12 protein-coding genes are annotated in these 19,704 nt (G+C 74.1%); 5 read left to right on the top strand and 7 right to left on the bottom strand.

Annotated elements, in window-relative coordinates:
• Positions 1-88: 88 nt before the first annotated feature.
• Together O7633_RS08825 and pulA are read left to right on the top strand one after the other, a co-directional pair.
• Positions 89-847, top strand: a complete 759-nt coding sequence (locus O7633_RS08825) for a cellulose binding domain-containing protein (protein WP_282327292.1) — start codon at positions 89-91, stop codon at positions 845-847.
• Between the two features lie 257 nt (positions 848-1,104).
• Complete coding sequence (gene pulA / locus O7633_RS08820) at positions 1,105-6,603, top strand: pullulanase-type alpha-1,6-glucosidase (RefSeq protein ID WP_282327291.1); 5,499 nt, start codon at positions 1,105-1,107, stop codon at positions 6,601-6,603.
• A gap of 102 nt (positions 6,604-6,705) precedes the next feature.
• On the opposite strand, the gene O7633_RS08815 is transcribed toward pulA, so the two are convergent.
• Positions 6,706-8,310, bottom strand: coding sequence for a hypothetical protein (locus O7633_RS08815; RefSeq protein WP_282327290.1), 1,605 nt, complete (start codon positions 8,308-8,310; stop codon positions 6,706-6,708).
• A gap of 549 nt (positions 8,311-8,859) precedes the next feature.
• Positions 8,860-10,341 (bottom strand): aminopeptidase P family protein, encoded by a 1,482-nt coding sequence (locus O7633_RS08810; RefSeq protein ID WP_282327288.1) that lies wholly within the window; start codon positions 10,339-10,341, stop codon positions 8,860-8,862.
• 112 nt (positions 10,342-10,453) lie between these two features.
• Between O7633_RS08810 and asnB the strand changes: the two genes are divergently transcribed.
• Positions 10,454-12,415 (top strand): asparagine synthase (glutamine-hydrolyzing), encoded by a 1,962-nt coding sequence (gene asnB / locus O7633_RS08805; protein WP_282327286.1) that lies wholly within the window; start codon positions 10,454-10,456, stop codon positions 12,413-12,415.
• A 127-nt stretch (positions 12,416-12,542) separates the two neighbouring features.
• Here the strand turns inward: asnB and O7633_RS08800 are convergent, their stop codons facing one another.
• Positions 12,543-13,658 (bottom strand): lytic polysaccharide monooxygenase, encoded by a 1,116-nt coding sequence (locus O7633_RS08800; RefSeq protein ID WP_282327284.1) that lies wholly within the window; start codon positions 13,656-13,658, stop codon positions 12,543-12,545.
• A gap of 360 nt (positions 13,659-14,018) precedes the next feature.
• On the opposite strand from O7633_RS08800, the gene O7633_RS08795 reads away from it, so the two are divergent.
• Positions 14,019-14,954: a carbohydrate kinase gene (locus O7633_RS08795; protein WP_282327282.1), complete on the top strand. Its 936-nt coding sequence runs from the start codon at positions 14,019-14,021 to the stop codon at positions 14,952-14,954.
• A 34-nt stretch (positions 14,955-14,988) separates the two neighbouring features.
• Here the strand turns inward: O7633_RS08795 and O7633_RS08790 are convergent, their stop codons facing one another.
• Both O7633_RS08790 and O7633_RS08785 read right to left on the bottom strand, forming a co-directional pair.
• On the bottom strand, positions 14,989-15,819 hold the full coding sequence (locus O7633_RS08790) for an MBL fold metallo-hydrolase (protein WP_282327280.1): 831 nt from the start codon (positions 15,817-15,819) through the stop codon (positions 14,989-14,991).
• Positions 15,816-16,241 (bottom strand): hotdog domain-containing protein, encoded by a 426-nt coding sequence (locus O7633_RS08785; RefSeq protein WP_178065722.1) that lies wholly within the window; start codon positions 16,239-16,241, stop codon positions 15,816-15,818. Before O7633_RS08785 ends, O7633_RS08790 begins: the two co-directional genes overlap by 4 nt.
• Before the next feature lie 221 nt (positions 16,242-16,462).
• Between O7633_RS08785 and O7633_RS08780 the strand changes: the two genes are divergently transcribed.
• Complete coding sequence (locus O7633_RS08780) at positions 16,463-17,509, top strand: phosphatase PAP2 family protein (RefSeq protein ID WP_282327279.1); 1,047 nt, start codon at positions 16,463-16,465, stop codon at positions 17,507-17,509.
• Between the two features lie 36 nt (positions 17,510-17,545).
• On the opposite strand, the gene O7633_RS08775 is transcribed toward O7633_RS08780, so the two are convergent.
• A complete protein-coding gene (locus O7633_RS08775; protein WP_282327278.1) occupies positions 17,546-19,048 on the bottom strand; it encodes a PH domain-containing protein in 1,503 nt (500 codons plus the stop codon).
• Entirely contained in the window at positions 19,045-19,695 is a 651-nt protein-coding gene (locus tag O7633_RS08770; protein WP_282327277.1) for a PH domain-containing protein, read from the bottom strand. Before O7633_RS08770 ends, O7633_RS08775 begins: the two co-directional genes overlap by 4 nt.
• Positions 19,696-19,704 lie beyond the last annotated feature (9 nt).

Here is a 19,704-nt window from a genome sequence, read left to right as displayed (position 1 = left end):
ACTGTTAGGACGGTTCAGTGGGCTCCGGCCCTTTCCGACATTGCCGATGATCGCTACGCTCTCCCGGCGGGACCGATGAGGGAGGGACATGTCGGGCACACGTCGCGCGCAACCCACCCCCGGGGCCAACGCCGCCATCGCCAGTTCGCCCTGGATCGTGGTCTCGGTCGGGGTGGTGGTGATGGTCGTGCTGCTGTTCGTGGCGCTCGGCACGTACCGCAGCCGGGGGCCCGTCGGTGAGGCGTTCCCGGCTCCCGAGTGGACGATGCCGCTGCCGACGCTGCCGCCGACGGTGAGCCGGTCGGTGACCGAGCCGCCCGCGCCGGTCGTGCCGGGCCTCTCCCCGCGTGCGACCCTGTCGCCCAGCGGGGCGCAGCCTGCCGGGCAGGCCGTGGCGACGACCCCGGTCGGCGAGGGCGGTGCCGGCCCGCTGCCGGTGGAGCCGGCCGCCCCGCCGCCCGCCGCCCCGCCCGCGCCCGAGCCCGAGCCGCCGGCCCCGACCACCCCGGCCAGGCCGCCCGCGTCGCCGTCGGTCACCGGCGCGTACCGGGTGATGAACTCCTACGACGGGGCGTTCATCGGCGAGGTCCTGGTGCGCAACGGGTCCCGGTCCGCGCAGGACTGGACGGTCCGGATGACCTTCCCCGGCGCCCACCTGGTGACCGCGTGGATCGAGGGCGCGCCGCAGGGCCGGATCAGCCGCTCGGGCGACACCTGGACCTTCACCAGCGGCGTCGACCTGGGTGCGGGCGCGTCGGTGCCGCTGCGGTTCCACTTCGACCAGACGCGGGCCACCCGGCCGACGACCTGCACCGTCGACGGGGCCGGCTGCTCCGGACTGCGCTGACTGCCCGCTCCGTGCCCCCGCCGTCGATGCCGGCGGGCACCCGGCGGGACCTGCTCGCCGATCTCGTCACCGGCCGTGGCCGGCTCCTTCCTGCGCCGTAGGCACGCGTCCGCCGTCCCCCGGGGGCGAGCGGGCCCGCCGCCGTCCGCAGGCGCTTGCAAGATGACTGCTTTGTTGCGACTCCGTTTGCAAGGTATTGCAGAACGTTTCGGCAAGGGCTAGCGTGCGGGCCAATCACGACCAGAGGAAGGCCGTCGATGACACCCCCGCCGATGTCCCGTAAGGCGATGCTCGCCTTGGTCTCCACCCTCACCCTCGCCCTCGTCGGCACCCCCGTCGCCGTGCGCCAGCTCGGCGGCGACGCCGACGGTGGCACCCGCACCGACCCCCTCGCCGCCGCCGGGGCGACGCAGTGGCGCGCCGAACCCTCCGCCGATGCCCTGCTCGCCGCCGGCTCCGACGAGGCCCGGGCCGAGCAGTTCTACTTCGTCCTGCCCGACCGGTTCGCCAACGGCGACCCGCGCAACGACGCCGGCGGCCTCACCGGCGACCGGCTGGCCACCGGCCTCGACCCCACCGACAAGGGCTTCTACCACGGCGGAGACCTCAAGGGCGTCATCGACAAGCTCGACTACATCCAGGGGCTCGGCACGACGGCCATCTGGCTCGCCCCGGTCTTCAAGAACCGGCCCGTGCAGGGCACCGGCGACGACGTCTCCGCCGGCTACCACGGCTACTGGATCACCGACTTCACCCAGGTCGACCCGCACTTCGGCACCAACGAGGAGCTGAAGAAGCTGGTGCAGCTCTCCCACCGGCGGGGCATCAAGGTCTACCTCGACGTCATCGTCAACCACACCGCCGACGTCATCAAGTACGCCGAGGACAAGTACGCCTACATCGACAAGAAGACCGCGCCGTACACCGACGCGCAGGGACGGGCCTTCGAGGACCGCAACTACGCCGACGGAACCCGGGGCTTCCCCGAGGTGGACGCCGACTCGTTCCCGTACACCTCGACCTTCGACAGCCCGGCCGACGCGAAGGTGAAGGTCCCGGCGTGGCTCAACGACGCCACCATGTACCACAACCGGGGCGACTCGACCTTCGCCGGCGAGAACAGCGAGTACGGCGACTTCTTCGGCCTCGACGACCTGTGGACCGAGCGCCCCGAGGTCGTCGCCGGCCTCACCAAGGTCTACGGCGACTGGATCGGCGCGACCGGCGTCGACGGGTTCCGGCTCGACACCGTCAAGCACGCCAACCTGGAGTTCTGGCCGCAGTTCAGCCGGGGCATCGAGCGGGCCGCCGAGAAGGCCGGCAAGAAGGACTTCTTCATGTTCGGCGAGGTCTACAGCGCCGACCCGGAGATCACCTCCACGTACGTGCGGCGCGGCGGCCTGCCCGCCACCCTCGACTTCGCCTTCCAGGAGGCCGCGCGCGGCTACACCGCCGCCGGTGGTTCCGCGAAGGCCCTCGCCGACGTGTACGCCCGCGACGACCTGTACGCCGCCCGCGACACCGACGCCAACCGGCTGACCACCTTCCTCGGCAACCACGACATGGGCCGGATCGGTTCGTTCGTCGCCGCGGCCGGCGGGGACGATGCCGCGCAGCTGCGCCGCGCCACCCTCGCCCACGAGCTGATGTTCCTCACCCGGGGGCAGCCGGTGGTCTACTCCGGCGACGAGCAGGGCTTCACCGGCCCCGGCGGCGACAAGGACGCCCGGCAGGACATGTTCGCCTCGAAGACGGCCGACTACCTCGACGACGACCTGATCGGCACCGACCGCACCCACGCCGCCGACCAGTACGACCCGACGCACCCGCTCTACCGCACCATCGCCGGGCTGGGCGCGCTGCGCCAGGCCCACCCGGCGCTGCGCGACGGCGTGCAGGTCACCCGGTACGCCGCCGACGGCCCCGGCGTCTTCGCGTTCTCCCGCGTCGACCCCCGCCAGCGCGTCGAGTACGTCGTCGCCGTCAACAACGCCGACACCGCGCAGACCGTCACCGTGGACACCTGGTCGCCCGGCACCGCCTTCGCCGGCATTTACGGCGGCACCGGCACCTCGACCGCCGGGGCGGACGGCAGGCTCACCGTCACCGTGCCGGCCATGTCCGCCGTGGTCCACCGGGCCGCCAGGGCCATCCCGCAGGCCGCCGCGAAGCCGACGATCGCCGTCACCGCCCCCGCCCCGGGCACGCCCGTCGCCACCCGGGCCGCCGTCACCGCCCAGGTCACCGGCGATCCCCTCGCCACCGTCACCGTCGCCGCCCGGGTCGCCGGCGGCCGGTGGACCCTGCTGGGCAGCGCGCACACCGCCCCGTACACCGTGCACCACGACCTGACCGGCCTGGCCGGCGGCACGAAGGTCGAGTACAAGGCCGTCGTCCGCGACGGCCGGGGCCGCGTCGCCGCCACCCGCTCCACCGCCACGGTCGGCACCCCCGCCCAGAGCGCGTCGCGGGACTGGGTGGTGGTGCACTACCAGCGCCCGGCCGGCGGCTACGCCGACTGGGGCCTGTACGCGTGGGGCGACATCGACCCCGCGTACGTCACCGAGTGGCCCAAGGGGCAGCCGTTCGCGGGCGAGGACTCGTACGGCCGGTTCGCCTGGGTGAAGCTGAAGCCCGGCGCGGAGTCCGTCGGGTTCCTCGTGGTGGACTCCGCCGGCAACAAGGACGTCGCCACCGACCGCACCGTCGACGTGACGCAGACCGGCGAGGTGTGGGTGAAGCAGGGCGATGCCGCGGTCTATCCGAGCCGGCAGGCCGCCACCGGCGAGCCCGACCCGCCGGTCGCCGAGGACACCGCGCTGATCCACTACCGCCGCGCCGACGACAACTACGACGGCTGGGGCCTGCACCTGTGGGACGGGGCCGCCAACCCCACCGACTGGTCCAGCCCGCTGAAGCCGGAGAAGGTCGACTCCTTCGGCGCGGTCTTCCGGGTGCCGCTGGCCGCCGGGGCGACCGGCCTGAGCTACATCGTGCACAACGGCGACACCAAGGACCTGCCGGACGACCAGCGGCTCGACTTCGCCACCGCCGGGCGGGAGGTGTGGCTGCTCGCCGCCACGCCGGGCCGGCTACTGCCGACGACCTCGTCCGGGGTATCCAGGGACGTGGACATCACCAAGCAGCGGGCGCAGTGGATCGACCGGTCCACCGTCGCCTGGCAGACTCCCGACACCGACGGCCGGACGTACGCCCTGGTCACCGCCCCTTCCGGCGGGCTGAGCGTCGTCGACGGGGAGCTGTCCGGGACGTACACCTCGCTGCCGCTGCGGGCGCAGCGCAACGGGCTCACCGAGGCCCAGCGCGCGCGGTTCCCGCACCTGTGGGCGCACCGCGCCTTCACCCTCGACCGGGGTGACCTGGCGAAGGTGCCGGCGGCGCTGCGCGGGCAGCTCGTGGTCACCGAGCGGGACGCCGAGGGGAAGCTGCTCGGCGCGACCGGCGTGCAGGTCCCGGGCGTGCTCGACGACGTGTACGCCGCCGCGACCGCCGCCAGGCTCGGCCCCACCTTCGCCGGCCGGGTGCCCACCCTGTCGGTCTGGGCGCCCACCGCCCGGTCGGTGGCGCTGGAGCTCTCGGACGCCCCGACCGCCGCGCCACGGGTCGTGGCGATGCGCCGCGACGACCGCACCGGCGTGTGGTCCGTGCGCGGTGAGCCGGGCTGGACCGGCAAGTACTACCGGTACCGGGTGTCCGCGTGGCAGCCGGCCGCGCAGCGGGTCGTCACCGCGTCGGTGACCGACCCGTACTCGGTGGCCCTCGCGCCGGACTCCACGCACAGCCAGCTCGTCGACCTGGCCGACCCGGCCCTGGCCCCGGCCGGCTGGGCTGGCCTGCGCAAGCCGGCGGCCGTGCCCCCGGCGAAGGCGCAGATCCAGGAGGTCTCCGTGCGGGACTTCTCCGTCGCCGACGTCACCGTGCCGGCCGAGCGGCGCGGCACCTACCTGGCGTTCACCGACCCGGGCACGACCGGCATGAAGCACCTGCGGTCGCTCGCCGACGCCGGCGTCGACTACCTGCACCTGCTGCCCGCGTTCGACTTCGCCACCATCCCCGAGCGGCGGGCCGACCAGCGGCAGCCGGCGTGCGACCTGGCTGCGCTCCCGGCCGACTCCGACGAGCAGCAGAAGTGCGTCGCGGCCGTCGCCGACACCGACGGCTACAACTGGGGGTACGACCCGCTGCACTACACCGTGCCGGAGGGCGGCTACGCCGTCGACCCGGCCGGGGCGGCGCGCACCGCCGAGTTCCGCCGGATGGTCGCCGGGATCAACGGCGCGGGCCTGCGGGTCGTCATGGACGTCGTCTACAACCACACCTCGGCCGCCGGCACCGACGCGAAGTCGGTGCTCGACCAGGTGGTGCCGGGCTACTACCACCGGCTGCTCGACGACGGGGCCGTCGCCACCTCCACGTGCTGCGCCAACACCGCACCCGAGCACGCCATGATGGGCAAGCTCGTGGTCGACTCGCTGGTCACCTGGGCCAAGGCGTACAAGGTGGACGGCTTCCGGTTCGACCTGATGGGCCACCACCCGAAGGCCAACATCCTGGCCGTGCGCGCCGCCCTGGACCAGCTCACCGTCGCCCGCGACGGCGTCGACGGGAAGAAGATCCTGCTCTACGGCGAGGGCTGGAACTTCGGCGAGGTCGCCGACGACGCCCGGTTCACGCAGGCCACCCAGGCCAACATGGCCGGCACCGGGATCGGCACGTTCAACGACCGGCTGCGCGACGCGGTGCGCGGCGGCGGCCCGTTCGACGCCAACCCGCGCGTGCAGGGCTTCGCCTCCGGCCTGTTCACCGACCCCAACGGCGACCCGGTCAACGGCTCGGCCGCCGAGCAGAAGGCCCGGCTGCTGCACGCCCACGACCTGATCAAGGTGGGGCTCACCGGCAACCTGCGCGGCTACCGGTTCACCGACTCGTCGGGCAGGCAGGTCACCGGCGGCCAGGTCGACTACAACGGCTCGCCGGCCGGCTACACGGCCGCGCCCGGCGAGGCGGTCACCTACGTCGACGCGCACGACAACGAGATCCTGTACGACGCGCTGGCGTACAAGCTGCCGCAGGCCACCTCGGCGACCGACCGGGCCCGGATGCAGGTGCTCGCCCTGAGCACGGTGGCGCTGGGGCAGGGGACCGGGTTCGTGACGGCCGGCTCGGAGCGGCTGCGGTCGAAGTCGCTGGACCGCAACTCCTACAACTCCGGCGACTGGTTCAACCAGATCCGCTGGGACTGCGCCCAGGGCAACGGGTTCGGCGCGGGCCTGCCCCCGGCGCAGGACAACCAGGACAAGTGGCCGTACGCGAAGCCGCTGCTGGCCGATCCGAAGCTGGTGCCGGACTGCGCGGCGATCGACCTGGCCGACGCCCGGTACGCGGAGCTGCTGCGGGTGCGCGGGTCGTCGCCGGTGTTCGGGCTGGACACCGCCGAGCAGGTGCAGAAGCGGGTCGCGTTCCCGCTGTCCGGCGTCGGTGAGACGCCGGGCGTGCTCACCATGACCCTCGACGCCCGGGGGCTCGGCGGGGCGTGGCGGTCGGTGACCGTCGTGTTCAACGCCACGCCGCAGGCGGCGCAGCAGACCGTGACCGGGCTGCGCGGGTCGGACGTGGCGCTGCACCCGGTGCTGCGGGCCTCGGCCGATCCGGTGCTGCGCACCGCCTCGTTCGACCGGGGCAGCGGGACGTTCACGGTGCCGGCGCGCAGCGTGGCGGTCTTCGTGCAGCGCTGACCCGGGGCGTACGGGGCCGGCCCCGCCGAGCGCGACTTGAGGTCGCGCCCGGCGGGGCCGGCTTCTTTGTTGCGGTGGAGCGGTTGCTCCGTGGCGGCCCGGTCAGCCCTGGCAGTTGGTGATGGCGGTGCCGCCGCAGTTGTTCGGGTTGTTGCGGAACACCAGCGTCTTGACGTCGATGCTGGCGGTGCCCGCGTTGAAGATGCCGCCGCCGGTGGCGCCGGCCTGGTTCTCGGTGATCACGCTGCGCTGGACGACGAGCGTCCCGCCGGCGGCGTTGTTGATGCCGCCGCCGTTGTTGGCGGCCTGGTTGCGCAGCACCACGCTGTCGGACATCGTGAGGACGCCGCCGTTGTTGATGGCCCCGCCGTTGGTGCCGGCGACGTTGCCGAAGAACGTGGTGCCGTTGTAGCGCTCCACCTTCTTCTCGTACTCCGCGCCGTCGCCGCCGGGCTGGAGGCCGTCGGGCTGCGGCTCGGCCATTCCGCCCTTGCCGCCCTTGTCCTCGCTGCCCTTGGCCCTGGTGCCATGGTCCGGGGCACTCCCGCCGCGGTACTGCTCGGCCAGCTCGGACGTCCACTTGTCGTCGCCCGGCAGGATCGTGGTGGTGGAGCCGCCGAGGGTGTAGAGCCCGCCACCCGCGCCGAGCGTCGTGTTCTCCACGAACTTGACGTCGCGCAACTGCACGTTGCCCCCGGTGACGGCGATGCCGCCGCCGTTGGTCAGCGCGACGTTGAGCCGGAAGGTGCTGTCGGCGACGTCGGCGGAGCCGCCGGCCACCAGGAGACCGCCGCCGCTGCCGGCGGTCTGGTTGCCGACGAAGGTGCTCTTGCGGATGGTCACCGCACCCGCGGTGCTGGCGATCGCGCCACCACCGGACACGGGCGGTTGGGTGTTCGTGCCGCTGGCCTTGTTCGCCTCGAAGTGGGAGTCGTGCACCGTCAGCGTGCCGCTGTTGAAGACCGCGCCCCCACTGTTCCCCGCGTTGTTGAGGGTGAACTTGGTGTCCTTCAGCACGGTGGTGCCCAGGTTGGTGATCGCCCCACCGTTGACCCCGGCGGTGGCGGCGTTGTTCTGGGTCAGCTTCACGCCCTTCAGCTCGGCCCGGCCGCCGGCCTGCACCAGCATGGCCCCGCCGCCGGGGGCGGTGACGACCAGACCGTTGCGCAGCGTGACGTCACTCAGCCGCAGGTTGCCGCCGGCGTTGACCTGGAAGATGCGGAACAGGGTCGGCGGCGCGCTCGCCAGGTCCCAGGCCCGCTCCAGGACCGAGTGCTCCCCCAGGATCGTGATGTCGGTGGTGATCGGCGGCAGCGCGTTGCTGCCGGTCGCCGTCGCGGTGCCGGTGCGCAGCTCGTACGTGCAGCCACGGGCCAGCTTCAGGGTGCCCCCCAGGTTCTGGTTGGCCCGGTTGATGGCGGCGAACAGGGCGGTGACGTCGCACGGCACGGAGGCGACGTGCCGCTCGCCCTCTCCGGGGCGGCCACCCTCGTGCCCCTCCCAGCCCTCGCCCCGGCCCGAACCGTCCTTCTGGCTCTGGTGTCCGCCGGAGTCGTCGAGGCGGGTGACCGCGCTGGCGGTGGTGGCGGCCATCATGCCCAGGCCGACCACGCCCGCCATGCCGGCGATGCCGGTGGCGAGCCACTTCTTGCGGCGGTTCCTCGGCACCGGGTTGGCGGTGCCGCTCTGCTTAAGGTGATTGGACATCGGAGCTCTCTGCCCTCTCCTTGCATCAGACAAGGCCGCTTCGCCGTGGCGTGGCGTCCTTGGCTACAAATCGGTTGTAGCTACTGAAAATCACCGTAGGAGAGCTTTCTTCGCTTCGTGGGCTTATCCGAGGAAAGCCCACGTTTGAGAACCGATGCCTCAAGCCGGATCAGACGGGACTCGGAGCGCGCGGCTAGCGGCGCTGGAGGAGGGGCCTGCGGCCCCGGCGCGGTCGCTGCCGCGCCGGCCATCGGGCGGCCGGTGGTAGACGTCGGGGCCTGTGCCCGGACTCGTCGTCCAGCGCAGGCCCCGCGCTATGTGGATCAGTCGAGCACCGGAGCCGGTGCCGACGTGGCTCGCCGGTTCGTGCCGACGACTGCAATCAGTGGATGGAATTCGGTGACAACCCGGTGGATGGAACGACGCCGACGGGAGCCGGCCGCTGAACCCACCTTAACGGTCGAACCAGCCTCGGCCGGACTTATCTGAAGAAAACCCGTGTTCGGCGTCTTGTCGCCCGTCACCGGGACGAGCGGGACGCCGTCGCCGTCAGCCGGGCAGGCGGGGGCCCGCCTCCCGCTGCTCGGCCAGCCAGGTCTCCACCTCGTCGGCCCGGCGCGGCAGCCCCGCCGACAGGTTGACCGCGCCGGTCGCCGTGACCAGCACGTCGTCCTCGATCCGGATGCCGATGCCGCGCAGCTCCTCCGGGACCAGGTCGTCCTCGGGCTGGAAGTAGAGCCCCGGCTCCACGGTGAGCACGTAGCCCTCGCCGAGGGTGCCGTCGCGGTACGTCTCCTTACGGGCGTTCGAGCAGTCGTGCACGTCGATGCCGAGCATGTGCCCGAAGCCGTGCAGCGTCCACCGGCGGTAGACCGTCGACTTCTCGTCCATCGCCTCGTCCACGCTCACCGGCAGCAGGCCCAGCTCGTGCAGCCCCTCGGCGAGCACCCGCATGCAGGTCCGGTGCACCTCCTTGAACGCCACGCCCGGCCGGACCGCGTCGATGCCGGCCTGCTGCGAGGCGTACACGATGTCGTAGACCTGGCGTTGCAGCGGGGTGAACCGGCCGCCGACCGGCAGCACCCGGGTGACGTCGGCGGTGTAGAGGTTGCGGTTCTCCACCCCCATGTCCATCAGCAGCAGCTCGCCCGGCCGGGTGGTGCCGTGGTTGTGCACCCAGTGCAGGATCGTGGCGTGCTCGCCGGCCCCGACGATCGAGCCGTAGCCGACGTCGTTGCCGTCGTGCCGGGCCCGCAGCGCGAAGATGCCCTCCAGCAGCCGCTCCGAGACGCCCCGGTCGGCCGGCAGCACCCGGGCCACGTCCTCGAAGCCCCGCACGGTGGCGTCGATCGCGTCCTGGAGCTGGGCGATCTCCCACTCGTCCTTGACCAGCTTCAGCTCGGAGATCGCGATGGCCAGCTCCCGGTCGCGGGCCGGCTGGCCCTCCTCGCGGGGCCCGTCGTAGGGGCGCACGGCCGCGTCGACGCGGGCGTCGAAGCCGCGCAGCACCCGCGTGCGCCCCGGGGCCAGGTTGGCCAGCGCCGCGTCCAGCTCGGCCAGGTCGACCGTGGGCAGGCCCAGCTCGGTCGACTTCTCCGCGAGGGTGTGCCGGCGGCCCACCCACAGCTCGCCGTGCCGGCTGCGGAAGAACTCGTCGTTGTCCCGCGAGGAGCGGGGTCGCACGTAGAGCACGGCGTCGTGCCCCGAGCCGTTCGGGCGCAGCACGAGCACGCTGTCGGGGTCGGGGTCGCCGGTCAGGTACGCGAAGTCGCTGCCCGGCCGGAACCGGTACTCGGTGTCGTTGGCGCGCGTCTTCTCCCCGCCGGTGGGGATGACCAGCGTCTCGCCGGGGAAGGCCGCGGAGAGCGCGGCCCGCCGCTTGGCGTGGTTGGGCACCTCCACCCGGGGGCCGACCGGCAGGGTGGTGTCCCGCCAGCCCTGGCGCATGAACGACAGGAACGCCTCCGGGAAATCCGGGTCGTGCGACTCGGTGCCGTCCGCCGGCTGGCCGTCCGTCCGGTCCTCGCTCATGATCCGCTCCCTCCGCCTCGTCGCTGGTCCAGACGGTACCCCGGCGCAGGCGCGAGCGGAGACCCTGCGGTGCCCGCGACGGTCGCCCGCGCCGCGTGGAAAGATGACCACCATGTGCGGACTTCTGGCCTTCTTCAGCGCTAACGGCAACGCCGCCGCCCACCGCGACCACATCGCGGGGGCGTTGGAATGCCTGCACCACCGCGGACCGGACGAGACCGGGGTCGAGGTGGTCGGCGACGCGGGCGGCCAGTACGCGGACGCGGTCTTCGCGCACAAGCGCCTGGCGATCATCGACGTGGCGTCCAGCCACGAGCCGCTGCCCTACGCGGGCGGGCGCTACCTGCTGACCTTCAACGGCGAGATCTACAACTACATCGAGCTGCGCGAGGAGCTGATGCGCAACTTCGGCGCGCAGTTCGCCACCGGGGGCGACGGCGAGGTGATCGTCGCCGGCTACCACTACTGGGGCGAGCAGGTGCTCACCCGGCTGCGCGGCATGTTCGCCTTCGTCATCTGGGACCGGCAGGAGCGCCGGGCGTTCGGCGCGCGCGACAACTTCGGCATCAAGCCGCTGCACTACCTGGAGACCGTCGACGGGCTCTACCTCGCCTCCGAGAAGAAGGCGCTGCTGCCGTTCGCCCAGTCGGCGTACGCCGGGGACGCCGGCATCGACACGGCCAACCTCAGCCACTACCTGACCCTCCAGTACGTCCCGGAGCCCGGCACCCTGCACCAGGGGATCAGCCGGATCGGGTCGGGGGAATACCTGACCTGGACCCCGGGCGGCCGGATCGACGTGCGGCGGTGGTACCGCCCGGTGTTCCGGCCCACCCCGGTCGCCGACGAACAGCGGCTCTACCACCAGATCCGGGAGACGCTGCGGGAGAGCGTCCGGATGCACATGCGCTCGGACGTGCCGGTCGGCTCGTTCCTGTCCAGTGGCATCGACTCCACCGCCGTGGTGGCCCTGGCCCGCGAGTTCAACCCGCACATCCTCACCTTCACCGTCGGCTACGACGTCCCCGGCTACTCGGAGATCGACGTCGCCCAGGACTCGGCCCGGCACCTCGACGTGACCACGATCCCGACCAAGATCGGGCCGCAGGACATGATCGACGCGCTGCCGAAGATCGTCTGGCACCTCGACGACCCGGTGGCCGACCCGGCGCTCGTGCCGCTGTACTTCGTGGCGAAGAAGGCCGCCGAGCACGTCACCGTGGTCCTCTCTGGCGAGGGCGCCGACGAGTTCTTCGGCGGCTACACCATCTACCGCGAGCCGCTGTCGCTCGGCACGGTCAACGGCCTGCCCGGCGGCGTGCAGAAGGGGCTGCGCGCGGTCTCCAAGGCCATCCCGCAGGGGGTCAAGGGCAAGAGCTTCCTGGAGCGCGGCACCACCCCGATCGAGCAGCGCTACTACGGCAACGCCCGGATGTTCACCGAGGAGGAGAAGCAGCACCTGCTGCGCCGCTACGACCCCTCGGTGCGCTACACCGACGTCACCGCCCCGATCTACGCCGAGTGCACCGAGCTCGACGACGTCACCAAGATGCAGTACGTCGACCTCTACACCTGGCTGCGCGGCGACATCCTGGTCAAGGCCGACCGGATCTCGATGGCGCACTCGCTGGAGGTCCGGGTGCCGTTCCTCGACAAGGAGGTGTTCGACGTGGCGGCCACCATCCCGGTGGACCTGAAGCTCCCGCCGCGCTCCGACGCCACCAAGTACGCCATGCGCCAGGCCCTTCAGGGCGTCGTGCCGCCGGCCATCGTCAACCGCAAGAAGCTGGGCTTCCCCACCCCGACGCGGGTCTGGCTGCGCGGCGAGATGTACGAGTGGGCCCGCTGGGTGCTGTCCAACTCCGGCGCGGGCGACCTGATCGACCTGTCGTACGCGATGCGGCTGCTGGAGGAGCACAAGCGGGAGGAGGCCGACCACTCCCGCAAGGTGTGGACGGTGCTGATCTTCTGCATCTGGCACGCGATCTTCGTGGCCAAGACGCTCGACCCGGGCATCCAGCGCAACCAGTCGGCGCTGCTGACGAAGCCGGTCGTCGGCTCCGTGGTCCGCTGAGCCCGGCGCGCCCCGCGCCCCGCTGAGCGGGGTGGGCGGGGGCCGGCACGCCAAAGGGCCCCCGCCGTTTCGGCGGGGGCCCTTTCCGCTCACCGCGCGCCGGCTCGGCCGACGCGCGGGCGCGGGGTCACACGCGGGAGCAGCTCACCGTCGGCAGCGAGCTCGTGCCGCCGGCGACGAAGCCGAAGGTGGTCGTCCCCTCCGGCGCGACCGCCCCGTTGTAGGGGCTGTTGGTGACCGTCACCGTCGAGCCCGACGTGGTGTACGTGCCGTTCCACAGGCTGTGGATCGTCTGGCCCGTCGACCAGGTCAGGGTCGCCTTCCAGCCGGCGAACGGCGTCGAGCCGTGGTTCATGATGGCCACCTCGCCCTGGAACCCGCCGGACCAGGAGCTGACCACCTTGTAGGTCGCCATGCAGTCACCGCCGGCCGGCGGCGTCGTCGGCGCGGGGGTGGTGGGTGCCGGCGTCGTCGGAGCCGGCGTGGTGGGGGCGGGGGTGGTCGGCGCCGGGGTGGTCGGGTTCGGGGTGCCGCCCTGGCCGATGCCGGTCACCTGGCCGTTGCCGCCGTCGAAGGTCACGTCCGAGCAGCCGAAGAAGTTCTCCTGGCTGTCCGAGCGGACCCAGCGCGAGTAGATGATGTGCTGGCCGCTCTTGCCCGAGGGCAGGTTGCCGCTGAAGTAGTAGTGCCCGTCGTTGGTGCCCGGCCCACCGCTCTGCGGCGGGTTGGTCACCGTGAGGAAGGGCTGCTCCTCCAGGTCGCTCCAGGCCAGGGGCCGGTTCGGGCTCCAGCTGTCCTTCGTCACGTAGAAGTAGAAGGTGCCCGGGTGGTGGGCCCAGTTGCTGTACGTGAAGTTGAACCGGGCACCGGCCGTCAGGTGGGTCAGCGGCCAGTCGCTGCGGGCGGCGTCGTAGCCGCTGAAGCCGGTGTTGCCGCCGCTGCACAGCTTGCCGTCGGGGATGTAGCCGACGGTGCGGCCGCCGGCGTCCGAGCGCAGCACGCTGAACCAGTTGTACAGCGAGTTGGCCCCGTTCTGGGCGACCGCGGCCGAGCAGGCCGGGTTGTTCGGCTTGATCTCACCGGTGGGGGCGAGGCCGTCCTTCCAGCACAGGTAGGTGCGGGCGCCGGGGGTCATCGACGCGCCGTGTGCTTCTGCCGGGTCGGGGCTGGCCACCACGGTGGCGGCACCCGCGGCGAGGGTTGCGGCCGCGATGAGCAGCGCGGCCGTGCGGGAACGGGTCACGGGGTTCTCCTGACTCGCGGAACGACCGCACCGGCCGTTCCGCTGGGACGAGCGGATGTCACGATCGCGGTGCCGCGCCCATGCCCGTGGGCCGACGGCGCGCGTCACCGACGGTCCGCCTCGGCGGACCGGTGTGCCCCTCGCGCTGGCTCTCTCCCGGCGCCGGCGGACGCGACAGCCCCTCGCATCGACCGGCAGCGTCATCTCACCACGCCGAAGCCGACCGCCGCAATAGTTGACTGTCGATGATATCCGGGTCCCGCCCGGTCCGTGGCCCCGCCAGGTGGGGGTTCGGTGCCGGCGTCGCCGCCAGGTAGGAAAGGATCGGGGTACGACAGCGGAGGCGACGGAAGGGCCACGATGGGATACGCGGTGGTGCTCGGCGAGGCACTGATCGACCTGCTCGACGGGGAGTGCGACGGGCAGCCCGTCTTCCGGCAGGCGATCGGCGGCGGCCCGCTCAACGTCGCCGTCGGGGTGGCCCGCCTCGGCGGGTCGGTGCAGTTCGTCGGCTCGCTCGGCGACGACGCGCTCGCCGACCGGATCCGCGCCTTCCTGACCGACGCGGGCGTCGGGCTGGCCGGCGCGGTCACCGTGCCCGCCGCGACCGCCCTGGCGGTGGCCACCCACTCCGGCGCGGAGCCGGACTTCCGCTTCTACGGCGAGCCGCCGTCGTACGGGCTGCTCACCGCCGACGCCCTGGACGTGGACCTGGTCGGGGCGGCGGACGTGCTCTACTGCGGCTCGATCGTGCTGCTGTCGCCGGGCGTGCTCGCCGCCGCGCGCCGCGCCTGGTCCGTCGCGGGCGGGCTGCGGGTGTTCGACCCGAACGTCCGGCCCCGGCTGCTCGACGGCCCGGCCGCGCTGGCCGCCCTGCGCCAGACGGTCGCGGAGTTCGCCGCCTCCGCCCACCTCGTCAAGCTCAGCGCCGCCGACGCGGAGCTGCTCTATCCCGGCGAGCCGGTCGAGGGGGTCGCGGCGTACCTGCGGGAGCTGGGGGCGGCCACCGTCGTGGTCACCCTCGGCGCGGACGGCGCGCTGGTCGCCGCCGCCACCGCCGATCCGGTACGCGTGCCCGCGCCGAAGGTGCACGCGGTCGACGCGACGGGCGCGGGTGACTCGGTGATGGGCGCGCTCGTCGCCGGGTTGCTGGCCGACGGGGAGCCCACCGACCCCGCCGACTGGCACCGCCGGGTCGCGTTCGCGCTGCGCGTGGCCGGCCTGGTCTGCGAGTCGGCGGGCGGCGCGGTGGCCATGCCCACCCGCGCCGAGGTCCTGGCCCGCTTCCCCGGTTGACCCGGCGGGGCGGCCCGCGCCGGCGGGCGGAACGTCAGCCGGCGCCGTCCAGTTCGGCGTAGCCGCGGCGGGCCGCGGTGAGGGCGGCGCGGGCGCCGAAGGGCGCCTCGGCGGCCACCCGCTCCGGCGGGGCCCCGCCGGTGTGGCCGGCCCGGATCAGCCAGGACAGCTCGGCCAACTGCCCGTGCTGGGCCCGGACGAACTCCGGGTCGACCAGCTCGCCGTGCCCCGGCACGACCACCGTGCCCGGGGTGGTCAGCCGGAGCACCTCGGCCAGCGCGTCCGGCCACTGCAACGGATACGACTCCTCGAACGCCGGCGGGCCGCTCTGCTCCACGAGGTCCCCGGCGACCAGCAGGTCCGCGTCCGGCACGTGCACCACCAGGTCGGCGTCGGTGTGCCCGTGGCCCGGGTGGCGCAGCACCACCCGCCGGCCGCCCACGTCCAGCACCGTCTCCGCCCGCACGACGTGGGTCGGGGCCAGCAGCCGGGTGCCGGCCAGCTCGGCGGCCAGCTCCGGCCGGTCGGCGCGCATCTCCTCGTACGCGGCCCGGCGCAGCTCGTCGGGGCGGTCCCGCAGCGCCACGGCGGCGGCCTCGTGCGCGTAGACCGGTCGGGCCGGGTGGCCGGCGACGACGGCGTTGCCGAAGCAGTGGTCGAAGTGGTGGTGGGTGTTCACGACCGTCCACGGGTGCGGGGTGACCGCGCGGGCGGCGGCGACCAGCCCGGCGGCCTGCCCGGCGGTGGAGAGGGTGTCCACCACCAGCGCCGCGTCGTCGCCGACGACCAGCGTGACGTTGACGTCGAGCAGCGGCTCGCGCAGCACGTACACCCGGTCGGCGACCTCGACGAACCGCGCCGTCACGGCGTGCCCGCCCCGGCCGGCGCGCCGGTGGCCCGCGCGACGAAGCGCCGCCGGTCGACCAGCACCCGCTCCACCCGCCCCCGCGCCACGTCCCGGCCGGCGTCGTCGGTGACCGTCACCTCGAAGCCCAGCCGTCGCCCGTCGACGTCCGTGAGCCGCGCCTGCGCCACCACCGTCCGCCCGACCGGCGTGGCGGCGAGGTGGTCCAGCTCGACCCGCGTCCCGACCGTCGTGCCGCCGGGCGGCAGCGCCCCGGCGGTCGCCGCGACCGTGGCCGCCTCGGCCAGCGCGACCACCCGGGGGGTGCCCAGCACCTCGACGTCGCCGGAGCCGGCGGCGAGCGCGGTGTCGGCGTCGGTGACGGTCAGCTCGACGCGGGCGGACCGGCCCGGCGCGAGGGAATGCTCCGACTGCTCCTGCATGGCCACAGCCTAGGTGGTCGGCGTCCGCCGTTCCGGTCGCCGCCACGCACGGGGCGGGGCCGTCGCCCGCGCCACGGGGAGGGCCGCCGCCCGCGCCACGAGCCGTCGGGGGCGTCGTCCCGGCGGCGGGCGGGGCCGCCGTCCGCGCATCGGGCGAGGTCCGCCGTCGACCGGCGAGGCCGCCGTCGGCGGGAAGGCCGCCGCCGCTAACCTGGACGGCGATGGCCGTCGTGACTGACCCCCAGCCCCCCGCCCCCACCGGACCACCGGAGCCCTCCGACGGCGGTCGTCGCCGCGTGGTCGCCATGGCGGCCTGGGCGGTCGCCTTCGTGGCCGGCTGGCTCGTCATCGGCCTGCCCACCGACCCGGCGTACGCGTTCCTGTGGATCTGGGCGGCCACCATCGCCTGGAACTCCCGCCGCCCGTGGCGCAGCCACCTGCGCTTCGCCCGCGACTGGGTGCCCGTGGTGCTGCTGCTCGCCGTCTACAACCTGTCCCGGGGGTTCGCCGACAACGGGGCCACCCCGCACGCGATGGAGCTGATCGTCGCCGACCGGTTCATGTTCGGCTGGGCCACCGGCGGCCAGGTGCCGACGATCTGGTTGCAGGAGCACCTCTACCGTCCCGAGGTGCGCTGGTGGGACGTGGTGGCGAGCTGGGTGTACTTCTCGCACTTCGTGGTGGCGCTCGCCGCCGCCGCCGTGCTCTGGATGCGCGACCGGCACCGCTGGGCGGCGTTCATGCGCCGCTGGGGGTTCCTGTGCGCGTCGGGGCTGGTCACCTACTTCCTCTACCCGGCGGCCCCGCCCTGGTGGGCGGCGCAGAACGGCCTGCTCACCGAGGTGGCCCGCATCTCCACCCGGGGCTGGAAGGCGTTCGGCATGCACGGGGCCGGCAACCTGCTCAACGCCGGGCAGATCGCGTCCAACCCGGTGGCCGCGATGCCGTCGCTGCACACCGCGTTCGCCCTCTTCGTGGTGGTGTTCTTCCTCCGCTCGGCCCGCCGCCGCTGGTGGCCGCTGCTGCTGGCGTACCCGCTGGCGATGACGTTCACCCTGGTCTACTCCGGCGAGCACTACGTCATCGACGTGCTCGTCGGCTGGGCGTACGTGGGGCTGACCTTCCTGGCCGTCGGCCTGGGGGAGCGCTGGTGGGCGGCGCGCCGGTCCCGCCGTACCCCCGATGGGGAGCGGGCCGACGGCGGGCCGGGCGGCGCGGAGCCGGCCGACCCGGTCGCCGACCCGTCGGCGGTGCCGGCGACCCGCTGAGCCGCGTCCCCGCAGCCGACCCGGCCGCGTTGCGGCTCAGCGGGCGCGGTGGGCGGCGTGCGCCCGGGCCGTCAGCTCCGCCGCCAGCCACCACGCCTCGTCGAGGTCGCGGTCGAGGGCGGCGGCGCCCGCGCCGCCGGCCGTGTCCGCGTGCACGGTGGCCAACCGCAGTCGCCGCTGCGCCGGGCCCTGGGTCACCCGCACGCTCTGGATCCGGGCGTACGGCACGACGGTGAGCTGCCGGGTGAGCAGGCCGGACCGGGCGGCGAAGACCCGCTCGTCGAGCCCCGCGCCGACCGCGCGCCAGCCCAGCGGGCGCAGCCACCGCGCCCGGGCCGGCGGGAGGCCGGTCGCCAGCCCGCCCAGCCGCACCCCCGGCAGCACCTCCGCGACGATCCGTTCGCCCGTGCCCTGGTCGCCCACCGGCAGCAGCCGGTCCGGCCGGTTGCGGTCGTCGGCCTCGCCGCCGGAGTAGCCGGCGACCTCCAGGCGCAGCCGCAGCCAGCCCTTGGCCCGCCAGAGCAGCGGCCAGGTCACCCCGACGGTCTGCACCCGGTTGAGCGGCACCGTCTGCGCCCGCGTCTCCAGCAGGCCGTTGCGGACCCGCAGGGTGCCCTCGTCGCGGGCCAGCCGGAAGTTCCAGTCGTCGAGCACCCGGCGGATCGGTTGCAGCAGCACGCCGGCCATCGCGGTGACCGTGCTCGCCACCGCGATGAACGACCACGAGCCCTCGGAGAGGAACTGCGCCACGACGAAGGCCACGCCGAAGGGGAGCAGGAACGCCTGCGGGGTGAGCAGTTGGCTGACCAGCAGGTCCCGGTTGGCCACGGCGTGCAGGGCGCGCCCCGGCGGCACGGGCGTGACCGCCGGCCCGGCCGGGGCGGACGGCTGCGGCGCGGCCGCCCCCGGGTGCGGCGCGGGGCCGGCGAGCGCGAGCAGCCGCTGCCGCAGGGCGGCGGCCTCGGCCACACCGAGGTAGGCCAGCGGCGCCTCGGTCTTGCCGCCGCCGACCACCTCCAGCCGCAGCTCGGCGAGGCCGGTGAGCTGGGCGAGCAGCGGGCGGACCACCTCGACGGCCTGGAGCCGCTCCAGCGGGATGGCCCGGGTGCGCCGCCACAGCAGCCCCTCGTAGACGCGCAGCTCCCGGCCGACCACGTGGTAGCCGGTGTTGTACCAGCTCACCACCGCCAGCACCGTCGCGCCGAGGGCGAGCACGGTCGCCATCGCCGCGAACCAGCCGAAGCCGACCCGCGACAGTGTCGACCAGGACAGGCCCGCGATGACCACCACCAGCGACTTCGCCCCGTGCAGGGCCGGGCTCAGCGGGTGCAGCCGCCGCCGTGGCTCCGCGCCGCCGCCGTCGGGGTGGCCGTGCGGCGTCGGCGGCGCGGGGGGCGTCGGCTGGTGGTCGTGCGGCGGGCCGGCGGCCGGATGGTCGGGGCGGGGCGCCGGCGGCACGTCGGCGGCGGGGCCGTCGGGGTGGGGCGCCGGCGGCGTGTCGGTGGCCGGGCGGGGCAGCTCGGGGCCGGGGTGGGTCACAGGCCCTCCGCGCGGTCCTCGCCGAGGGCGGTGAGCCGGTCGCGCAGCCGGGCCGCCTCCGCCGGGCGCAGGCCCGGCACGCGGGCGTCGCTGGCCGCCGCGGCCGTGTGCAGCTGCACCGTCGCCAGGTCGAACGCCCGCTCCAGGGGCCCCGCGCTGACGTCGACGAACTGCATCCGCGAGTACGGCACGATGGACAACCGGCGGACCAGCAGCCCGTGCCGGACGAGCAGGTCGTTCTCCCGCTCGGCGTAGCCCCAGGCGTGCACCGCCCGGACGATCGTGACGACCCGCCACGCCCCGGCCAGCACGACCGCGCCGAGGGCAGCCCCGAACAGCCAGTGCCCGCTCACCGCCCAGCCGACCGCCAGCGCCAGCAGCGCCACCCCGAGCAGCGCCGCCAGGCGCAGCAGCTCGACCCAGATCAGGTCGGTGGAGACCGACTGCCAGCGCACCGTCGCCGGCCACGGCTCCAGGGGCCCGGGCGGGTGTGCCGCCCGCGGCCCGAAGGCCGGGTGACCCGCCGCGGCGGGCGGGCCGGGCGAGGGCTCGGTGGGGGGTGGCCCGACCGGGTAGGCGGCCGGGGGCGGGCCGGGCGGGGGCCCGGAGGGGTGCGGCGGGGGGCCGCCTGGGGGCTCGCCGGTCACCGGGGACGT

The sequence above is a fragment of the Micromonospora sp. WMMD712 genome, from assembly GCF_029581295.1.
GTDB classification, from domain to species: domain Bacteria; phylum Actinomycetota; class Actinomycetes; order Mycobacteriales; family Micromonosporaceae; genus Micromonospora; species Micromonospora carbonacea.
Note: the sequence above shows the minus strand (reverse complement) of the source record. Positions and strands in the feature narration are given on the sequence as shown.